General features: G+C 70.9%; 14 protein-coding genes. 7 read left to right on the plus strand and 7 right to left on the minus strand.

The features are described from left to right. Nucleotides 1-39: 39 nt before the first annotated feature. On the minus strand, nucleotides 40-621 hold the full coding sequence (locus tag ACRX5S_RS37890; RefSeq protein WP_436777806.1) for a TerD family protein: 582 nt from the start codon (nucleotides 619-621) through the stop codon (nucleotides 40-42). Nucleotides 622-873: 252 nt separating this feature from the next. Here ACRX5S_RS37890 and ACRX5S_RS37895 point away from each other — a divergent pair, with 252 nt between their 5' ends. Further along, nucleotides 874-1359: a flavin reductase family protein gene (locus ACRX5S_RS37895; protein WP_436777807.1), complete on the plus strand. Its 486-nt coding sequence runs from the start codon at nucleotides 874-876 to the stop codon at nucleotides 1357-1359. Nucleotides 1360-1682: 323 nt separating this feature from the next. Here ACRX5S_RS37895 and ACRX5S_RS37900 read toward each other — a convergent pair whose 3' ends face one another. Together ACRX5S_RS37900 and ACRX5S_RS37905 are read right to left on the minus strand one after the other, a co-directional pair. After that, nucleotides 1683-2708, minus strand: a complete 1026-nt coding sequence (locus ACRX5S_RS37900) for a cupin (protein ID WP_436777808.1) — start codon at nucleotides 2706-2708, stop codon at nucleotides 1683-1685. A gap of 192 nt (nucleotides 2709-2900) precedes the next feature. Next, nucleotides 2901-5867, minus strand: a complete 2967-nt coding sequence (locus ACRX5S_RS37905) for a PQQ-dependent sugar dehydrogenase (RefSeq protein ID WP_436777809.1) — start codon at nucleotides 5865-5867, stop codon at nucleotides 2901-2903. Nucleotides 5868-6333: 466 nt separating this feature from the next. Between ACRX5S_RS37905 and ACRX5S_RS37910 the strand changes: the two genes are divergently transcribed. The 6 genes from ACRX5S_RS37910 (at nucleotide 6334) to ACRX5S_RS37935 (ending at nucleotide 13422) form a co-directional block, all read left to right on the plus strand. Continuing rightward, nucleotides 6334-7095, plus strand: a complete 762-nt coding sequence (locus tag ACRX5S_RS37910; RefSeq protein WP_436777810.1) for a PIG-L deacetylase family protein — start codon at nucleotides 6334-6336, stop codon at nucleotides 7093-7095. Between the two features lie 103 nt (nucleotides 7096-7198). Beyond that, entirely contained in the window at nucleotides 7199-8818 is a 1620-nt protein-coding gene (locus ACRX5S_RS37915) for an acyl-CoA synthetase (protein WP_436777811.1), read from the plus strand. Between the two features lie 85 nt (nucleotides 8819-8903). Then, nucleotides 8904-9887 (plus strand): Zn-ribbon domain-containing OB-fold protein, encoded by a 984-nt coding sequence (locus tag ACRX5S_RS37920; protein ID WP_436777812.1) that lies wholly within the window; start codon nucleotides 8904-8906, stop codon nucleotides 9885-9887. Nucleotides 9888-9913: 26 nt separating this feature from the next. Continuing rightward, entirely contained in the window at nucleotides 9914-10978 is a 1065-nt protein-coding gene (locus tag ACRX5S_RS37925) for a thiolase domain-containing protein (RefSeq protein WP_436777813.1), read from the plus strand. Continuing rightward, nucleotides 10978-12141: a thiolase domain-containing protein gene (locus ACRX5S_RS37930; protein ID WP_436777814.1), complete on the plus strand. Its 1164-nt coding sequence runs from the start codon at nucleotides 10978-10980 to the stop codon at nucleotides 12139-12141. Before ACRX5S_RS37925 ends, ACRX5S_RS37930 begins: the two co-directional genes overlap by 1 nt. Nucleotides 12142-12297: 156 nt before the next feature. Then, nucleotides 12298-13422, plus strand: a complete 1125-nt coding sequence (locus ACRX5S_RS37935; protein WP_436777815.1) for a nitronate monooxygenase — start codon at nucleotides 12298-12300, stop codon at nucleotides 13420-13422. Between the two features lie 110 nt (nucleotides 13423-13532). Here the strand turns inward: ACRX5S_RS37935 and ACRX5S_RS37940 are convergent, their stop codons facing one another. The 4 genes from ACRX5S_RS37940 to ACRX5S_RS37955 form a co-directional block, all read right to left on the minus strand. Next, entirely contained in the window at nucleotides 13533-14327 is a 795-nt protein-coding gene (locus ACRX5S_RS37940; RefSeq protein WP_436777816.1) for an MHYT domain-containing protein, read from the minus strand. A gap of 199 nt (nucleotides 14328-14526) precedes the next feature. Further along, nucleotides 14527-15894, minus strand: coding sequence for an amidase (locus tag ACRX5S_RS37945; RefSeq protein WP_436777817.1), 1368 nt, complete (start codon nucleotides 15892-15894; stop codon nucleotides 14527-14529). Between the two features lie 281 nt (nucleotides 15895-16175). Further along, the gene (locus tag ACRX5S_RS37950; protein WP_436777818.1) at nucleotides 16176-17243 is read right to left on the minus strand and encodes an MHYT domain-containing protein; all 1068 of its coding nucleotides are present in this window, start codon (nucleotides 17241-17243) and stop codon (nucleotides 16176-16178) included. Nucleotides 17244-17508: 265 nt separating this feature from the next. Beyond that, nucleotides 17509-18636 carry a P1 family peptidase gene (locus tag ACRX5S_RS37955; RefSeq protein WP_436777819.1) on the minus strand — a complete coding sequence of 376 codons (1128 nt, stop codon included), beginning with the start codon at nucleotides 18634-18636 and terminating at the stop codon, nucleotides 17509-17511. Nucleotides 18637-19358: the final 722 nt, after the last annotated feature.

Raw genomic sequence — 19358 nt, forward strand, 5'->3', positions numbered from 1 at the left:
CCCCGGCTTCCGCCGGGGCCCTCCGAGCACCACAGGTGCTCAGACGTTGACGCCGTAGTCCTTCGCGATGCCCGCGAGGCCCGAGGCGTAGCCCTGGCCCAGCGCGCGGAACTTCCACTCCTCGCCGTTGCGGTAGATCTCGCCGAACAGCATCGCCGTCTCGGTGGACGCGTCCTCCGAGAGGTCGTAGCGGGCCAGCTCGGTGTTGTCCGCGGCGTTCACGATGCGGATGAAGGCGTTGCGGACCTGCCCGAACGACTGGCGGCGGGTCTCCGCGTCGTACACCGACACCGGGAAGACGATCTTGTCGATGTCCGGGGTCAGCGCGGCCAGGTTGACCTTGATCTGCTCGTCGTCGCCCTCGCCCTCGCCGGTCTTGTTGTCGCCGGTGTGCACGACGCTGCCGTCCGGGGTCGAGGCGTTGTTGAAGAACACGAAGTGCTGGTCGGACGCGACCTGGCCCGACGTGTTGACGACGATGGCGCTGGCGTCGAGGTCGAAGTCCTCGCCGGTGGTCGTGCGCAGGTCCCAGCCCAGGCCTACGACGACGGCGGTCAGCGTGCCGCCCGCGGCCTCCTTGGTGAGCGAGACGTTGCCACCCTTGCTGAGGCTCACAGCCATGGGGGAATCCCTCCGAGGTTCTGGATCGTGACGGTCCGGTCGATTGTCCGGTTTTCCGCACCGAAGGTACCGACATCCACAGGACGCGGGGAGGGGTCCCGGAAGTTCCCGGGCTGCGTGTCGCACGTGACCTTGCCTACGCCCTCTTGACGGGGGGTCAGAAATCGCGTGTCATAGACGCAACGAAAAGCTATACGACTATTAGTCATAGTCGTTTCCACAAGCTCTGCTTCCGTCAGCTCTGGGGCCGCCATGTCCAGCGTCACGATCGACCCGGCGCGCATGCGCCACGCCATGGGGCACTTCGCGACCGGCGTCACGGTCATCACGGCCGTGCACGAGGGGGCGCCGGTGGGCATGGCCTGCCAGTCCTTCACCTCGCTGTCGCTGGAGCCCGCGTACATCTCGTTCGCGCCGGCGCTGACCTCCACCACCTGGCCACGCATCCGCGAGGCCGGATCCTTCGTCGTCAACGTGCTCGCCGAGGACCAGCAGGACGTCTGCCGCGCGATGGGCCGCAGCGGCGGCGACAAGTTCGCGGACGTCGCGTGGGACAAGGCCGGGAACGGCGCCCCGCGCCTCGCCGGAAGCATCGCCTGGGTCGAGGCGGACGTCGAACACATCCTGCCCGGCGGCGACCACGAGATCGTGATCGGCCGCGTCAACGCGCTCGAAGTACCGCGTGACGCCGCGCCGTTGCTGTTCTTCAAGGGGGCGTACGCGGCCCTCGCGGGCTGACGCCCCGGCGGACGTTCGGGAGCCATCCCGGCAACCGCCTTGCCGGACGGCCCACTTCGGGCCACCAGATCCACCCGCGGCCGGGGGACGGCCGGACGCGGGGCCACGGCGGAACGCGGACACCCCTGTTTCCACGATCCGCCGAGTACGCCGCAGGCCCGCCATGATCCTCGTACCGGGATCACGGCGGGCCTGCGGCGTTGCAGTGCCTCCGGCGTCCGACACCGGCCGACTGTCACGCGACGGCAGCCGCGCGCCGAGCGGCGCGCGGCCCAACTTCCTTCCTCGGAAGAACTACCTTTCTCAGACTCTTACTTGAGCCCTTACTTGCGGTCCGTGAAGCGGATGTCCAGGCTGCGCAGGTACGTCTGGAGTCCCGCGTCCTGGATCGGGATCAGGTGCGCCGGGGCGCCCGACTCGTTGTGGTGCGCATGCCACTTGCCCGGCGGCGTCACGAACGCCCCGCCCGGCTCCCAGTCCACACGCACCGGGTCGACGATCTCGCCGCGTGCGTCCAGTCGGTCGCCGAGCAGCGAGTAGCAGCCCGGCCGGCAGTCCAGGATCAGGTCCAGAGCCACCGACTGGTGCCGGTGCGGGCGTTGGATCTGCCCGACCGGCAGCAGCCCGAACATCGCCCACAGCACATGGGTCACCGTCAGCGTCTGGTCCTGCCCGGCGTTGTTGAGCAGGACGCTCACCCGGTTCTTGGCGTTGGCGCCCGGCGCGTTGGCGATGGCGTCCAACTCGGCGACCGCGCGCTCCCGCGAGAACTTCGTCGGACGGAACTTCGGTCCGTCGGGCCGCACTCCGAGGTAGCGCAGCAGCGGCTCGTCGTGCACCCAGTACATGACGGTGTCCGCGTCGGCGTGGTGCACGACCTCGCCCACCGCGGGCAGCACGATGAAGTCGCCCTTCTCCCACCGGGCGACGCGGCCGCCGACCACCGACGTGCCGCGCCCGTACATCACGTAGTAGAGCTGCGAGGTCGCGTTGGCGGTGAGCGCCAGCCGGTCGCCGCGGTTGACTCGGACGAAGTTCGCGAGCAGCGCGGGGCTGGTCGCCGGGCCGCCCTCGACACGCAGCGGCTCGGCCAGGTCGAGGGGGATCGCCCGGGTCGGTCCGTCGGCGTGCAGCGCGGGCGGGAAGACCGCGGCCGGGACCTCGGTGGTGAAACCGGCGCCGATCGGGTTCGCGGCCTTGGTGTACTCCCAGTAGCGGGCATCCGCGGACCAGTCGTCGGCCAGCGCGTCCAGGCGCCCCTCGAAGCCGTGGGTCGCGACGTCGACCACCGGGGGTGCGGGCACCGTGGGGTCGAACAGCGTGTCATTCGTCAGATCGATCGACGTCATGCGCCCGATGCTGCCATCAGACGCGAGCGGGGGGTACGACGAGGATCACGCCCCGCCGTACCGCCCGCTCGCGGTTCGCCGCAACCACATACGGCCGTCGCTACTCCCGACTGTCGCTACTCCCGGCCGTCAGTATCCCCGGCCTCAGTACTCCCGGCCGTCAGTACTCCCGGCCGTAAGTCCCTCCGGCCGTCAGTACTTCCGGTCCACGACCTTCCCGGTCCGCGCGTCCCAGACCATGTAGCCCTTCTGGAAGTTCTGCCGCCGCCCGTTCGGGACGCCGAACTCCTCGCTCGTCGGGAACCCGAGGTACGAGTTCTCCCACCCGAGTTGCGCGTACCGCGTCTGGATCGCGCCGTAGATCGCGTGTGCCCCGCTGCTCGGCGACCAGTAGACCATCCCGTACTGGAAGCCGTTGAAGCGGCCGAACAGCCTCGGGGTGGGGGTCTCGCTGGTGGTCGGGAAGCCGAGGCGGCCGTTGTCCCAGCCGTACTCGCCCCACTTCGTGTGGATGGCGCCCATCACCAACTGGGCCCCGGTCCACGGCGACCAGACGATGGTGCCGCCCTCGAAGTCGTTGAAGCGGCCGCCCGGTCGGGCGGTGGGCAGTTCGTCGGTGCGCGGGAAGCCGAGGACGCCCAGGTCCCAGTTGAGTTGGGCGTACTTGTCCATGATCCCGCCGTAGACGGCCTGCGCGCCGGTCCAGCCGGACCACGTGATGGACCCGTTCTGGAAGGCGTTGTAGCGACCGCCGGCCTTCTGGGTGGGCAGTTCGCCGGTCATCGGGTAGCCCATCGGGCCGCGCTCCAGGCCGAGCAGCAGCCACTTCGAGTAGATGGCGCCGTACACCGCGTGGGCGCCGGTCCGCGGCGTCCAGTAAATGGCGCCGCCGTACTCGAAGTTGTTGTAGCGGCCGACGCCGTCCAGCGTGCTGAGTTCGTCGGTGGTCGGTGCGCCGAGGAACGCCGGGCCGCCGTTGGCCAGGTAGTTCGTCAGGATGCCGCCTTCGACGATGTGCGCGCCGGACCGCGGGGTCCAGTACATGCGCCCGTTCTGGAACTCCCGGGTGCGCAGCGCGCCGTCGCCGGTTTCGGTGCCGAGCGGCGCGCCGAGCTTGGCGGCGGCCGGCCTGTCCGTCGCGAGGCGCTTGTCGATCGGCGTCTCGTACGTGACGGTCAGCTCCACGTCGCGGTCGGGCATCGTCATGTCGTGCACGCGCGCGCCGCCGTCGCCCCACGACTTGAACGTCGCCACGCCGTCGATCGCGGTCTCCGCCGCCACCAGCGACAGCTTCGAGCCGACCGTGACCGGAACGGTCTGCGTGTCCCGCGAGTTGATGGTCACCGCGGCCGGAGTCGTGGACCGGACGGTGAGGTTCATCAGCTTCGGCCACGCCTTGTAGGAGCGCTGCGTCGTGACGCCCTTCGCGTCCGTCACGAACGCGGTGATCTGCATGTGCGTGTCGTCGCCGTGGTCCTCGAACGGCACGTTGTACTCGGGGCCGGTGTACGCCTTGCTCGGGTGCGAGTGGCAACCACCCCCGTAGCAGTGGAACATGACCGATTCCCAGCGCACCGACAGCTCCGACGGCGTTCCGTCGGGCCCGAGTTCGTCGGCGTCGGTGGCGCGGGCCTTGATGACCAGCGGCTCGTTCACCTTGAACTTGTGGTTGTCAGCTGGGACTTCGACCCACTCGATGACGGGCGCGTGGTTCGCCGGGACGACCTTGAGGCTGTACGTACCGGCCTTGCCACCCGGGTCGGTGACGGTCAGCTTCGCCGTGTAGTCCCCGGCCTCCTCGTACGTGTGGCTCGGGGCGACCCCGGTACCCTTCGCGCCGTCGCCGAAGTCCCAGGCGTACGTGAGCACGTCGCCGTCCAGGTCGGTGGACGCGGACGCGTCGAACTCCACGCGCAACTCGGCCGGGTTCACCGTGGTCGTGGCCTTGGCGACCGGCGCGCGGTTGCCGCCCTCGTACACCAGGCGCTTGACGACGTTCGCGCAGATGTCGACCATCACGATGTCGCCGTTGGGCGCGGCCGCGAACTTCACGATGCAGTTGCCGCCGCCGTCCTGCATCGGGGTGGTCTCGCGGCTGAACACGGTCGGCACCGGCGCCGGCAGCAGCTTGCCCTGCGCGTCGCGCAGCTTCATGTTGCTGACGGTCTGGAGCGCGTAGTCCGAGAAGAAGTACGAGCCGCGGTACTGCTCGGGGTACGAGGTCCCGGTGTAGACGATGCCGCCGGTGACGCTCGCGTTCTTGTAGTTGTGGCTGTACGCGTGCAGCGGCTTCGTCGCCGTCACCCCGAAGCAGCCGGGCAGGTCGCGGTAGCCGCCCGTGGTGTCGTTGCCCTCCCAGCACGGCCAGCCGAGGTTGTCCCCGGCCTTGACCATGTTGATCTCTTCCCACCAGTTCCAGCCCACGTCGCCGACGATCGGCGCGCCGGTCACCGGGTCGAGGGTGAAGCGGAACGGGCTGCGGAAGCCCTTGGCGTAGACCTTGCTGCGCCACGAGTTCGGCGTGGCGGCCGCGTAGTACGGGTTGGCGGCGACGCCGGCGCCGTCCTTGGTGATGTGCAGGAGCTTGCCGTACGGGCTGTCCAGGTTCTGCGCGTCGAGCGCCAGCGGGTCGACGCGGATGAAGTCGGCGGAGTCGCCGATGCTGACCCACAGCGTGCCGTCGGGGGCCGCCTCGACCCCGCTTATGCCGTGCACCGCGGTGCGCGCTGGCGTCTCCAGCAGCACCTTCTCGGTGCCGAGGCCGACCGGCCGCGCCGCGGCACCCGACGAGAACTGCACGGTGAACCGGCCGAGCCGCATCACGCCGGTGTCGGTCGTGCGGGCGACATACAGGAAGCCGGTGTTCGCGAAGTCGGGGTCCACGGCTATGCCGGTCAGCCCGAGGTCCTGGTCGTCGCGCACCGGGAGGTCGCCGAGCGGGGTGGCCTCACCCGTCGGGGCGACATATGCGAGGTGTCCGGACTTTGCGGCAGATATATATCCGCCGTCCGGGGTGTACGCGATATCCGTCGGCAGCGACTGCTGGCCCGAGGGCATTTCCCGTATCGAGAACCCGGCCGGCAGTGTTTGCGCGGCCTCGCTCCTCTGGGCCATCGAATAGCCGAGTACGGACGCGGTGACGGCGAGGACGATCGCCAAAGCGGTGAGAAGGTGGCGTATTGATCTACGCACGCGTGGGCGGCGGTGGTTGGTAATGGGACTACTCCTCGTACCCGCGCAATGACAGCGTTGGGCGCACGACAGGGATGTGGGTCGGGAGACATTACACGCGACGCGCGCGGCCGGAAAAGCGGTGGTGCGGGAATTTCCCGTCACATTTTGGTGTCCGGAGGAATGCGGTCTTCCGTTACGCACCGCGCACCGAGGGCCGCGGTCGTGGCCACCGGGGGACGTAACGGACCAAGTATCCGAACAACCGCAACTCGCCGAGTGGACAAAACCGCCGACACACGAACGGAGGCTCCCATAAAGTCTCGGTAGGGAAAACCATCCCGCGGAGCTTCGTTTCCCACTGTCGGCACCGCTCACACCGAGCAGACCCGTCAGGCCGATCAGGCCGCGCACACCCGGTCACATCCGATCACGCACAGCCGAGGAGTTCACGATGACCGACTTCGCACCCCCGCCGCCCTTTGCGCCGCTCGTCGAGGACTGGTCGACCGCGGTGGCGATCGTCGCGCACCCGGACGACATGGAATACGGCGCCGCCGCGGCCGTCGCGCGCTGGACCGACCAGGGCAAGACCGTCGTGTACGTCATGGTCACCAGCGGCGAGGCCGGTATCGACGGCATGCACCCCGACAAGGCCAAGCCGCTGCGCGAGGCCGAGCAGATCGCGTCCGCGCAAATCGTCGGCGTCGACGTGGTGGAATTCCTCGGCTATCCGGACGGCGTGCTGGAGTACGGGCTGCCGCTGCGCCGCGACGTCGCCCGGGTCGTCCGCCGGCACCGCCCGGACATCGTCATCACCGGCAACTGGCGGGAGACGTACGGCGGTACGGTGCCCAACCAGGCCGACCACATCGCCACCGGCCGGGCCGTGCTGGACGGCGTCCGCGACGCGGGCAACCGCTGGATCTTCCGCGAGCTGGCCGAGGCCGAGGGGCTTGAGCCGTGGAACGGCGTCCGGCAGATCTGGGCCGCCGGCTCCCCGGACGCGGCGCACGCCGTCGACACCACCGACACCTTCCAGCGCGGTGTGGCCTCGCTGGAGGCACACGCGGCCTACCTCGCCGGCCTCGGCGGCTCGGCCGGGAACATGGCCGACGCGTCCGAATGGCTCGAAGGCTTCGCCCGCGGCGCCGGCACCCGCCTCGGCACCCGCTACGCCGCGTCCTTCGAGGTCGTGCCGCTGAAGTTCGACTGACCTTCGACTGACCTTCGACCAGCCCCGACCGGGTGGGGACGCCACGACTACGTGTTTTCCATAACCATTGACGTCGTCAAGGAACCTTACCTATCGTGCGGCCGTGGCCGACTTCAATCTCGCCGACCTCTGGGAGCTGCTCGCGGACGCGGGCGGCGACACCGAGGTGCTTGTCGCAGGCGATCAGCGACGCACGTACCGCCGACTCGACGAGCGGGCGAACAGACTTGCCCACCACCTCGCTGCGGCGGGGGTGGGCCCGGGCGACCACATCGGCGTCTACAGCTTCAACCGGGCCGAGTTCGTCGAGACGCTGCTCGCCGCGTGGAAGATCCGGGCCGTCCCGGTCAACATCAACTACCGCTACGTCGAGGCCGAGCTCCGCTACCTGCTGGGCGACGCGGACCTGGTGGCGATGGTGTACGAGTGCGGGTACGCGGACCGCATCGCCGCGGTGGCCGGGGACTTCCCGGCGCTGAAGACCTTCGTGTCGATCGCCGACGACCAGGGCGGCACCGAGGACGTCCCCGGCGCGGTCGACTACGAGGCCGCGCTGGCCGCCGCCTCCCCGGAGCGCGGCTTCGGGGAGCGCAGCGCCGACGACCGGTACGTCGTCTACACCGGCGGCACCACCGGCATGCCCAAGGGCACCATGTGGCGCCACGAGGACATCTTCTTCGGCGCGATGGGCGGAGGCGGCTGGCCGGGGACACCCATCACCGCCCCCGAGGAGATCACCCGCAACGCCGAGCGCGACTTCCGCCTCACCTTCATGCCCGCCGCCCCGCTCATGCACGGCGCCGCGCAGTGGTTCGCCATCGGCGGCCTGCTGGCCGGCAACCGCATCGTGCTCTACACGGATCGCAAGTACGACGCCGCCGAGCTCCTCGGCATCGCCGAGCGCGAGCAGGTCTCCTCGATCCAGATCGTCGGCGACGCCATGGGCCGCCCCCTCGCGGACGCGGCGAAGGCGGGGGAGTTCGACCTGTCGAAGCTGTACGTGGTCGGCTCCGGCGGAGCGGTGCTCTCCGAGGCGGTCAAGGACGAGCTGAAGGCGGTCGTACCGCACCTGATGATCAACGACAGCTACGGCAGCTCCGAACTCGGCGCCGGCGGCAGCGGCGTCAAGAAGGAGTCCGTCGACAAGGACGACGCGGCCGGCAACGCCCCGCGCTTCCTGATGGGCCCTCAGGTCACCGTGCTGGACCTGGAGTCCATGCGCCCGGTCGAGCCCGGCTCCGGCGTCGTCGGCAAGATCGCCCGCTCCGGCCACATCCCGCTCGGCTACTGGAAGGACGAGGTCAAGACCGCCGCGACCTTCCCGGTGGTGGACGGCGTGCGGTACGTCGTGCCGGGCGACTTCGGCATGATCGAGGCCGACGGCGCGATCGTCATGCTGGGCCGCGGCTCGGTCTGCATCAACTCCGGCGGCGAGAAGATCTACCCGGAGGAGGTCGAGTCCGCGTTGAAGGCGCACCCGGACGTGTTCGACTGCATCGTGGTCGGCGTGCCCGACGAGCGCTGGGGCGCACGGGTGGTCGGGGTCGTCGCGCCGCGCCCGGGCGCCACCCCGTCCTATGACGAACTGGCCGAGCACTGCCGCTCGTTGCTGGCCGGATACAAAGTCCCCCGGGCGGTCGTCCTGACCGAGGAGATCGGCCGGACCAACGTCGGCAAGGCCGACTACGCCTGGGCGTCCCGCGTCGCGGCGCAGGCTTCCTGAGCCCCGAAACGCCGGGCTCCCGTGGCCCGGCGGACCCGAAGACCAGCAGCATCGCCGATCAGCCCAGCGCCGAGAGGACGACCGCGTGTCGACACAGACAAGCAGCACCATCCAGTTCCCGTACAAGCGCACGCTCGGGCCGGTGATCAGCCGGTTCTTCTCGGAGCTGACCGCGCAGCGCATCGTCGGGATCCGCAGCGGCGAGCGGGTCATCGTGCCGCCGATGGAGTACGACCCGGAGACCGGCAACCAACTGGAGCCGGACTACGTCGAGGTCGGCCCGGCCGGGACCGTGGTGTCCTGGACCTGGGTCGCCGAGCCGGGGCAGCACCACCCGCTCGACCGGCCCTTCGCGTACGCGCTGATCAAGCTCGACGGCGCCGACACCAACCTGCTGCACGCGCTGGACGCGGGCAGCGAGGACGCGGTGTCGACCGGCATGCGCGTGGCGCCCCGCTGGCGCGACGAACCGGTGGGCCGGATCGACGACATCGTGGCGTTCATCCCCGGCGAGACCCCCGAGGGTCCGGCCGCGGGCGAGGCGCAGGACGTCCAGACGATGGACTTCTTCTCCACGATCACCTACACCGACGTGCTCTCGCCGACGGCGGAGCGGTACGCGGCCAGCATGCGCGCGGGCGTCATCACCGGCCAGCGCTGCCCCAAGTGCAACCGCGTCTTCCTGGGCCGTGGTTACTGCTCGGTGGACGCGCTGCTCCTCGGCCCCGAGCACGACGAGACGCTGCCGGACGCCGGGACGGTGTCGAACTACACCATCGTCACGCCGACTCCATACCCCGGCCAGAAGGAGACCGAGCCGTTCGCGCGCGCCTCGGTGGTCCTGGACGGCGACGAGATGGTCATCGCGCAGCAGCAGATCATCGGCATCCCGGTCGGCGAGATCCGGGTCGGCATGCGCGTCAAGGCGCAGTGGTTCCCGGACGCCGAGCGCGACGCCGCCGAGATCACCAGCAAGGGCTGGGGAACCGTGGCCGGCTTCATCGAGGGCTGGTTGCCGACCGGCGAACCCGACCTGCCCGCCGAGCAGTTCTTGAACCGGGTGTTCTGACCGTGGCCACTCAGGAGACAGGCATCGTGCGTAACGACACAGACATCGCGGTCGTCTCGACCGCGTACCTCCCCTCCGTCCGCCGCAACGAGGTCACCGAGACGGAGATGCTCATCGCGGTGGTCGACGAGGCCCTGGGCAAGGTCGGGCTCAAGCGCTCGGACGTCGGCTTCAGCTGCCAGGGCTCGTGCGACTACATCTCGGGCGGCACCTTCTCGTTCGTGCCGAACCTCGACGCGATGGGCGCCTGGCCGCCGATCCACGAGTCGCACGTCGAGATGGACGGCGCCTGGGCGATGTACGAGGCGTGGGTCCGCATGCAGCACGGCGACGTCGAGATCGCCGTGGCGCTCGGCTCCGGCAAGTCGTCGACCGGCGACCCGGCGGAGATCTACCCGCTCGAACTCGACCCCTATTACCTGGCTCCGCTCGGCCCCGACCCGGTGTCGCTCGCCGCGCTCCAGGCCCGGCAACTGATCGACTCGGGCAAGACCACCGAGCGCGAACTCGCCGAGATCGCCGTGCGGTCACGCCGGGACGCCGCGAACAACCCGAAGCAGCAGGTGCGTTCGGCGGAGACGGACGTCGACAAGCTGCTCGCCGAGCCGTACCTGCGCACGCCGCTGCGCAAGAGCGACCTGCCGCCGATCTCGGACGGCGCGTCGTGCGTGGTGATGGCGACCGCGAAGCGCGCCCGCCAACTGGTCGCGCGCCCGGCCTGGATCGCCGGCCTGGACCACCGCAGCGAGGTGCACAACCCGGCGCTGCGCGACCTGACCGATTCGCCGTCGACGCGCCTGGCCGCGGAGCGCGCGGGCGGCGTGGCGGGTGTCGAAGTGGCGGAGCTGATGGCCCCGTTCACCTCGCAGGAGGTCGTGCTGCGGCAGGCCCTCGGACTCGGCGGCGACGTCGTCGTCAACCCTTCGGGCGGCGCGCTCACCGGCAACCCGCTGATGTCGACCGGCCTCGTCCGCGTCGTCGAGGCAGCCGAGCAGATCATCTCCAACGGCCGCAACCGGACGCTGGCCCACGCCACTTCGGGTCCGCTGCTCCAGCAGAACCTGGTGTGCATTCTGGAAGGTGACAACTGATGGGGCATGAGCCTGTCGCAGTCGTCGGCGTCGGCCAGACGAAGCACAAGAAGCGCCGCGACGACCTGTCGATCGCCGGGCTGGTCCGCGAGGCCGCACAACGCGCCCTCGACGACGCCCAGATGACGTGGTCGGACATCGACGCGGTCGTCATCGGCAAGGCGCCGGACATCTTCGAGGGCGTCATGAAGCCCGAGTTGTACCTGTCCGACGCGCTCGGCGGGGCCGGGAAGCCGGTGTTCCGCGTGCACACCGCCGGATCGGTGGGCGGCTCGACCGCCATCGTGGCCTCGCACCTGGTGAGTTCGCGCGTGCACAAGCGCGTGCTCGCGGTCGCGTGGGAGAAGCAGTCCGAGGGCAACGCGCAGTTCGGCCTCGGCGGCGGCAAGTCCGGTTCGATCGGCGCGGGCGGCGCGTTCGCGCCGTGGATCCGCGCGTACATCCGCAAGTCCGGGGCGCCCGAGCACATCGGGTGGCAGGTCGCGGTCAAGGACCGGCAGAACGCGCTGCGCAACCCGTACGCGCACCTGCACCTGAAGGACATCTCCATCGAGAAGGTCCGCGAGTCGCCCATGATGTGGGACCCGCTGCACTTCCTGGAGTCCTGCCCGTCCTCGGACGGCGCCGGCGCGATCGTGCTGACCGACAAGGCCGGGGGCCTCGCCGCCGCGGCCGAGGGCCGGGCGCCCGCGTGGGTGCTGGGCACCTCGATGCGCTCCGAGCCGTCGTCCTTCAACGGCCGCGACCCGATCCGCCCGCAGGCGGGCATCGACTGCGCGTGGGACGTCTACAAGCAGGCCGGGATCACCGACCCGCGCAACGACATCGACGTCGCCGAACTGTACGTGCCGTTCTCGTGGTACGAGCCGATGTGGCTGGAGGGCCACGACATCGCGCCGGTCAACGAGGGCTGGAAGATGGTCGACCGCGGTGAGACCGCGTTCGACGGCTCCTTCCCGGTCAACCCGTCGGGCGGCGTGCTGTCGTCGAACCCGATCGGCGCGTCCGGCATGCTCCGCTTCCTCGAAGCGGCGCTCCAGGTCCGCGGAGCCGCGGGCGAGCACCAGGTGGACGGCGCGCGTGTGGCGATCGCGCAGGCGTACGGTGCCGCCGCGCAGTACTTCGCGATGTGGGCGGTCGGCTCGGAGCTCCCGTCGAGCTGATCCGCACGGCGCAGACGGGCCGGACCGCGCGTGGGATGCGGTCCGGCCCGTCTGTCCGCCTGCCCGTCCGCCCGTTCGTGTGCCCGGGGCGCGACGCGGCGAACTGTAAGGATGCCTGACCTTGTATTGGTCAAGCATCCTGTCTACGCTCCTCGCATGAAGCCACCGATCTGCGAAAAGCTCGGGATCGAGTTCCCGATCTTCGCGTTCTCCCACTGCCGGGACGTCGTCGCCGCGGTCAGCCGCGCGGGCGGCTTCGGTGTCCTCGGCGCCCTCGCGTTCAGCCCGGACCAGCTCGAAATCGAGCTCGCCTGGATCGACGAGCACGTCGACGGGCGCCCGTACGGCGTGGACCTCGCCATCCCTATGAAGTACCTGGGCAAGGGCGGCGGCGACGCGGCCGTACCGGAGAACCTTGAGAAGCTGATCCCGGAAGCCCACTGGAAGTTCGTCGACGAACTCCTCGCGGCCCACGACATCCCGCCGCTGCCCCCGGAGTTGGAGGGCAAGGCGGCCAAGGCGGCCGGGCTGAACGTCGATCTGGAGTCGCGCGCCCAGATCGAGACCGCGCTCAAGCACCCGCTCGTCAAGATGTTCGTCAACGCGCTGGGCCCGCCCCCCGCCGACATCATCGACGCCTGCCACGACGCGGGCGTGCTGGTCGGTGCGCTGTGCGGCAGCCCGCGCCACGCGCAGAAGCAGGTCGAGGCCGGCGTCGACGTCGTCGTGGCGCAGGGCACCGAGGCCGGCGGCCACTGCGGCGAGATCTCCACGATGGTGCTCATCCCGCAGGTCGTCGACGTGGTCGGCCCCGACGTCCCGGTGCTCGCCGCCGGCGGCATCGGCGGCGGCCGCCAGATGGCCGCCGCGCTCGCGCTCGGCGCCCAGGGCGTGTGGACCGGCAGCATCTGGCTGACCGTCACCGAGGCCGACACGCACGAGACTTCGGTGCAGAACCTGCTGGAGGCCTCGTCCGCCGACACGGTGCGTTCGCGCTCGATGACCGGCAAGCCGGCCCGCCAGCTGCGCACCGCGTGGACCGAGGCGTGGGAGGACGAGAACAACCCCGACCCGCTGCCGATGCCGTTGCAGGGTCTGATCTACAACAAGGCCGCAAGGCGCTTCACGCGTACCAAGAACAAGGAGCTCAACGGCTGGCCGGTCGGCCAGATCGTGGGCGCGATCGACCGCGTCCGGCCGACCCAGGAGGTCGTCCTGTCGATGGTGCAGGAGTGGGTCGAGGCGACCGAGCGCCTGGGTGCGCTGCTCGCCGACGACTGACCGGGGAACCGGGAAGAGGGTGTGCCTGCCGGGCTGGTGGTGACGGCGGGCACACCCTCGCACATGCGGCGGCCGCGGGGCGTACGGCCGCCGCACGCGCGTCCGCCTGCCTACCCGGTGGGCTGCGATCCGGTGAGACGGCTCACCCGGAGGTCGAAGTCCCGGTCGTCGGCCATCTGATCGACGTCCGGCCAGACCGCCACGATGACCAGGATGACCAGCGTCACGAGGCTGATGCCGGTGATCATCGGGGCGAAGAACTGCGTCGGCTCGGTGCCGTGCACGTGGTCCGCCACCGGGGCGCCCGGCGCGGTCGTGTCGACCCGCATCGCGTACATGCCGATGTAGTGCATGCCGGTCACCGCCAGACCCATCACCGGCACCGCCGCGACCGTCGCCTTCAGGCCGCGAACGTGAAGTGCCGCCCACAGTGCGGCCGTTGCCGCAATGATCGCGACCACCAGGGACAGCGCCACGATGCTCGGCTCGTACGTGATCGGCTGTGAGGTCTTCATCGCCGCCATACCCAGGTAGTGCATGCCGCCCACGCCGGTGCCGGTGATCGTCCCGCCCGCCAGCAGCGTCGACGTGCGGCTGCCGCCCCCGATCGCGAGGGCCAGGCCGATGCCGACCACCAGGACGGACAGCAGCATGCTCGCGAGGGTGAGCGGGATGTCGTACCGGACCTGGCGCCCCGGAATGCTGAAGCCGAGCATCGCGATGAAGTGCATGACCCATATGCCCGTGCCGCCGAGCGACAGGGCCGCCAGGGCGAGCCAGCGGGCACGCACCGCCCCCGCGGTGGCCTGCGCCCGGGCGCTGCACAGGAGGCCGAGGCAGGCGCCCGTGCAGGACATCAGGAACGCGAGGCCGGGGGTGAGCGGGCCGTACGTGAAGTGCTCCATGGTGGTTCGCGCCGCGGCGTGCCCGCACGTTGCGCGGGGACCGCGGACCTCCTCTCGGCCACCAGCGTGACCGCGTGTGATGCGGTGTTTCCGCAAAGTGCCTGGAATCGTCCGCATGGTCCGCCGCCGGGCGTATAGTTCGCCCCGACCGGCGAGAGCGCACGCGGGCGCGCAAACGGCGCACGGTGTGCCGGACCGCTCAGACGACGGCCGGGCTACGCGCCAACTTGCCGCGCAGTTCAGGGAGTTCGCGATGCCAGCCGGCCCTGCGCTGGTACGCCTCACCCGCCCGCAGCACCGTCGCCTCGTCGAACGCCCGGCCGGAGATCTGCATCGCGAGCGGCAGCCCGACGTCCCCGAATCCGATCGGCACCGAGAGCGTCGGGTTGCCGACCGCACTCCAGTACGGCGTGTGCACCGCCGACCGGAACACCGCCATGAACCCCGGGCTGTCGAGGCTGTCCACGCGTGGCGCCCCGACGGTCGCGGTCGGTGTCACGACCAGATCCACCTGCTGGAGCAGGGAGTTGACCGCCCGCTGCCCGGTGCGGCGCACCGCTTGCGCGCGCACGAAGTCCGCCGCCGTGTAGAACGCCCCGGTCGCGAACGCGGTGCGCCCGACCGGGCCCGACTCCTCCCGACGGGCGGTGGCTTCGGCGGCGTGGTGGGCGAGCGCCTCGGCCGCGAGGGTGAGCATGTCGGCGGCGTAGAGCTCGTGTACGAAGGGGAGTTCGACGTCCACGATCACCGCTCCGGCGGCGACGAGCACGTCGAGGGCCGAGCCGAACCGCAGCGCGAGCGCGGGGTCCGCGAGGTCGAGGCCGACGCGCAGCAGCGGGTCGACGCCGATGCGCACGCCGTCGAGGTCGCCGGTGAGGAGCGCGGGGTAGTCGGGGACGGCCCGGTCCGCGCAGTGGTGGTCGGCGTCGTCGTACCCGGCCATCACCGCCAGAAGCAGGGCGCAGTCCTCGGCGGTGCGGGCCACCGGGCCGATGTGGTCCAGCGGCCGCCCGTCGCCCGGGCCCGCCGGACTCGGCACGCGCCCGTACGTCGGGCGCAGTCCGGTCACCCCGCAGAACGCCGCGGGCATCCGGATGCCGGCCGCGCCGTCCGCGCCGACCCCGGCGGGGAAGAACCCGGCGGCCACACCGTTCGCGGTGCCCGAACTCCCGCCGCCCGCCCAGGTGGCCGGGTTCCACGGATTGCGCGGCACGGCGGCGGGGCGGCCGGGGTCGGGCAGACCGACGGTGAACTCCGTCGCGGCGGTGGCGCCGAGCACGATCGCCCCGGCGGCGCGGAGGCGGGCGACGGCGGTTGAGGCGTCCAGGAGTTCGCGCACGCCCACCGGGACGCCGTGCAGCGGACCGCGGAGGTTCCCGGCGTCGCGCTCGGCGTCGGCGCGCTCCGCCTCCGACAGCGCTTCGTCGTCCCGCCGTTGCGCGAACGTTCCGAGCCGTTCGCCGAACCGGTCGGCACGCTCGATCGCCGCCGCGACGAGTCCGAGGGATGTGGCCCGCCCGTCGCGCAGCGCACGGACGGTCTCGACGACGGACGTCGGTTCGGGCATGCGCCTGCCTCCCCGTGGGCTCCGCTGCGGGGCCTGCGCCGGAACCGGGCGGGCCGCTCCTGACCCGGACCGGGGCGGGCCCGCGGTCCGGCGACGGTCCGAGGAGGGTTGCGGCGTCCGCCGCGCCCGGACCGTTCCGCAGACAGCTTGCGACGCGGGGGTTGCGGGTGAGTCTCCCGGACGTGTCCGGGGCGTTACGGATCGTCAGGAGGCGGCTTGCGGCGCCGCTTTTGCCGTACGGGGGCTGCCGTCGGGGGCGTGCTCGGGCCGGGCCGTGTACTTCAGCGGCGCGGGTTGCGGAAGAAGTCCTCGTGGGTCTCCGGGCCTTCGCCCGGCGGGCGGGTGCCGCGGGAGCGGCGGGGCGTCGGGCGGCCGCCGCGCGGGCTGGAATTCGGAATTCCGTTTCCGCCTCCGTTGCCGTCCGGCCGCCGTACGTTCGGCGCGGTGAATCCAGGGCGGCCCCAAACGGAATCGTCGACGGTGTCGTCCGGCCCCGGCGGTGCGGGTGCCGGACGGGCCGCGTGGCGGCTCGGCCGGGAGCCCCTGATCGTGGTGCGTCGGCGGATTACCTGATCCTCGGTCAGACGGTGCAGACGGGCCCCGAGTTCGGCCTCCTCCTGCATTTCCTCCTCGGTGGGGGAGAGCGCCACGATGAAGAGCGTCACAAACGTGAAGAGGCTGATTCCGGTGATCAGCGGGGCCAGGAACTGCACCGGCTCGGCACCGTGCACGGCGGAACTCCCCGCGGTCATGTCCACACTCATCGAGGACATTCCGGTGTAGTGCATTCCGCTTACCGCGAGACCCATGATCAGTGCCGCGCCCGCGGTCGCCGCCGCGCCTCTGATGTTGAATGCCATCCACAATGCGGCGGTCGCCGCGACCACCGCGATTCCCACCGACAGTGCGACGATCAGCGCGTCGTACTCGACGGAGCCGCGCAGCCACATCGCGGACATCCCCAGGTAGTGCATGCTCGCCACGCCGCCACCGGTCAGCGTGCCGCCGAGCAGCAGGGCCGCGACGCGGTTGCCCGCGTACCCGACGATCGTCAGCCCGACGCCGACGACGACGACCGCGACGATCAGACTGATGATCGTGCGACGCACCTCGTAGCGAATGGGAGTTCCGTCGACCGAGAATCCGAGCATCGCGATGAAATGCATGACCCAGATTCCGGTTCCGCCGATCGACAGTGCGGCGAGAACCAGCCACCGGCCGCGCGCCCAGCCGATCGTCGCCCGGGCCCGGGAGGTGCACAGAAGACCCAGGGCCGAGCCCAGGCACGACATGAGATATGCCAGGGCCGGCGTGATGGGTCCCGAGGAGAAATGGTCGATCGTCCCCATTTCACCGAGCCTCCTTGATCATCGGCGTGCCTACGTCCCCCGCGCACGCAGATCACGGGCCGACGAACCGGACGTCGGAGACGCCCGGCCGGAAACCGGAAATGCGATCGCTGCGGGCCGATGATAAGCGCTCGGCAAGTGCCTTTGCACTGCCCGGTAACCGGCCGATTTTGTTGATCTTGACAGGCTGGTACGGGTGGTGCGCATTCCGGAATGGAGATATTCCGTCCCTTCCCTCCGGAATGGTGGGCACTGGTCGGGGAATTCAGTTGCGCGGACGGTGGCGGGCGGTCGCCTTCGGATACAGAGAGCGATAGGACGGCACCGTTCCGGCGGCCGTTTCCGTGGATTCCGACGCAAGGAGTCCGTCGACCACCGCACGCGTCAGGACATCCGCCGCCGCGGCCTGGATGGCGGCCAGCGCGGCGGTCTCGGCGTCCACGCCGTACGGGGTGTCGGCGGACACGGCCGGGAGCGGCTTCGCGCCGGTGGCCATCGCGAAGACCGTGTCGCCGTCGTAGAGCGTGTGCACGGGACGCAGCGCGCGGGCGAGCCCGTCGTGCGCGGTACCGGCCATCTTGTGGGCCTGTGCGCGGGTGAGTGCGGCATCGGTCGCCACCACGGCGATGGTCGTGTTCAGAGGTGGCGGCTCGACGGGGCCGTCGACGGCGAACCGGGCGAGTGCGGCGGCGTGTTCGGCGTGCTCGGGCACGGACAGCGGGAACTCGCCGGGCAGCCCCAGCCCCACTCCGTACGGCAGGCCTCCGGCCGGGTCGACGGCCGAACCCGCCGCGTTCACGACCGCGAGCGCGCCGACGACCACCCCGCCCTCCAGGACGCAACTCGCCGTCCCCACACCCCCCTTGAGGCCGCCGACCACCGCCCCCGTCCCGGCGCCCACGCAACCGGTCGGCACCGCGGCGCCGTTGGGGGAGTCCGCCGCGCGCCCGGCGGCCAGTCGGCCGAGTGCGGCGTCCGGACGTCGCCGGAAGTCCCCGCCGCGGCCGAGATCGAACAGCGCGGCCGCGGGCACCACCGGCACCACCTCGTGTGGGGCGTCTCCGACGGGGAAGCCCCTTTGGTGGTCCTCCAGCCACGCGACGACCCCGGACGCGGCGTCGAGTCCGTACGCGCTACCGCCGGTGAGGGCGATCGCCTCCACCCGCGGCACGAGGTTGCGCGGGTCGAGAGCGTCCGTCTCGCGTGTCCCGGGACCACCGCCACGCACATCGACCGCCGCAACCGCCCCGCCGGGCTCGGCGAGCACCACGGTGACCCCGGTCAGCGCACCTTCGCCGGTATAGGCCGCATGCCCCACCCGCAGCCCACCGACATCGGTGAGCGCATTACGCGCCCCAGCCACCGGAACATAAGGCACCCCAAGCTCGCTCATGCCACCCCCCGGCCACGAAGTTGCGCTCTCACAAGACCTCCCGACAGCCCCACACCGACCAACCCCCAATCCGTGCCCAATCTCCCCCCACCCAACGCCCCACAGACCTTCGCGGACACCCCAAGGCACCCCCACGCCAACAGCACGACGGCCATGACCCCGGCCGCCGCAAGCCAGGACCGCCACCTGAATGAGAAGGCGTCGGGCACCCGAGGGCACGAGCGACACCGAACCCGCACGGGGGACAAGGCGACGCAAGCGACACCCCTACGCGGAGGCAGCGGACCCGGAGCGGCCCGGCCGAGGGCGGTCCGTGGTCCCGATGGCGCGCCTCGCCAAGTCGGCCCTCGCCAAGTCGGCCCCCACCCAGTTCCGCCCCCGCCCAGTTCCGCCCCCGCCCAGTTCCGCCCCCGCCAGTTCCGTGCCCGCCCGGTGCGCCCCCGCCCAGTTCCGTGCCCGCCCAGTTCCGTGCTCGCCAGTTCCGTGCCCGCCAGTTCCGTGCCCGCCCTACCTCCCGCCCCGCCCTACCTCACACTCCGTCCCGGCCGGCCTGCCCCCCATGCGCCCGGCGACCACGTGCCTTGCGTCGGCCCGCGCACGGCTCGGCCCCGCTCATGCCTCGTCGCCGCCCAGTCCGGATGATGGGCGGGCCGGGCCTGCGGTCCCGCGTTTCGGCCCACACCTGGGTTCGTGGCCGTGACTGCCCTGCCTGCCCTGCCTGC

Source organism: Yinghuangia sp. YIM S09857 (assembly GCF_051388915.1).
Classification (GTDB): Bacteria; Actinomycetota; Actinomycetes; order Streptomycetales; family Streptomycetaceae; genus Yinghuangia.

What these genes read in the sequence shown, in the direction of transcription:
- ACRX5S_RS37935 (WP_436777815.1), top strand. Translation starts at nt 12,298, where the DNA reads ATGAAGCCACCGATCTGCGAAAAGCTCGGGATCGAGTTCCCGATCTTC.
- ACRX5S_RS37940 (WP_436777816.1), bottom strand. Translation starts at nt 14,327, where the DNA reads ATGGAGCACTTCACGTACGGCCCGCTCACCCCCGGCCTCGCGTTCCTG.
- ACRX5S_RS37910 (WP_436777810.1), top strand. Translation starts at nt 6,334, where the DNA reads ATGACCGACTTCGCACCCCCGCCGCCCTTTGCGCCGCTCGTCGAGGAC.
- ACRX5S_RS37895 (WP_436777807.1), top strand. Translation starts at nt 874, where the DNA reads ATGTCCAGCGTCACGATCGACCCGGCGCGCATGCGCCACGCCATGGGG.
- ACRX5S_RS37930 (WP_436777814.1), top strand. Translation starts at nt 10,978, where the DNA reads ATGGGGCATGAGCCTGTCGCAGTCGTCGGCGTCGGCCAGACGAAGCAC.
- ACRX5S_RS37890 (WP_436777806.1), bottom strand. Translation starts at nt 621, where the DNA reads ATGGCTGTGAGCCTCAGCAAGGGTGGCAACGTCTCGCTCACCAAGGAG.
- ACRX5S_RS37950 (WP_436777818.1), bottom strand. Translation starts at nt 17,243, where the DNA reads ATGGGGACGATCGACCATTTCTCCTCGGGACCCATCACGCCGGCCCTG.
- ACRX5S_RS37945 (WP_436777817.1), bottom strand. Translation starts at nt 15,894, where the DNA reads ATGCCCGAACCGACGTCCGTCGTCGAGACCGTCCGTGCGCTGCGCGAC.
- ACRX5S_RS37955 (WP_436777819.1), bottom strand. Translation starts at nt 18,636, where the DNA reads ATGAGCGAGCTTGGGGTGCCTTATGTTCCGGTGGCTGGGGCGCGTAAT.
- ACRX5S_RS37900 (WP_436777808.1), bottom strand. Translation starts at nt 2,708, where the DNA reads ATGACGTCGATCGATCTGACGAATGACACGCTGTTCGACCCCACGGTG.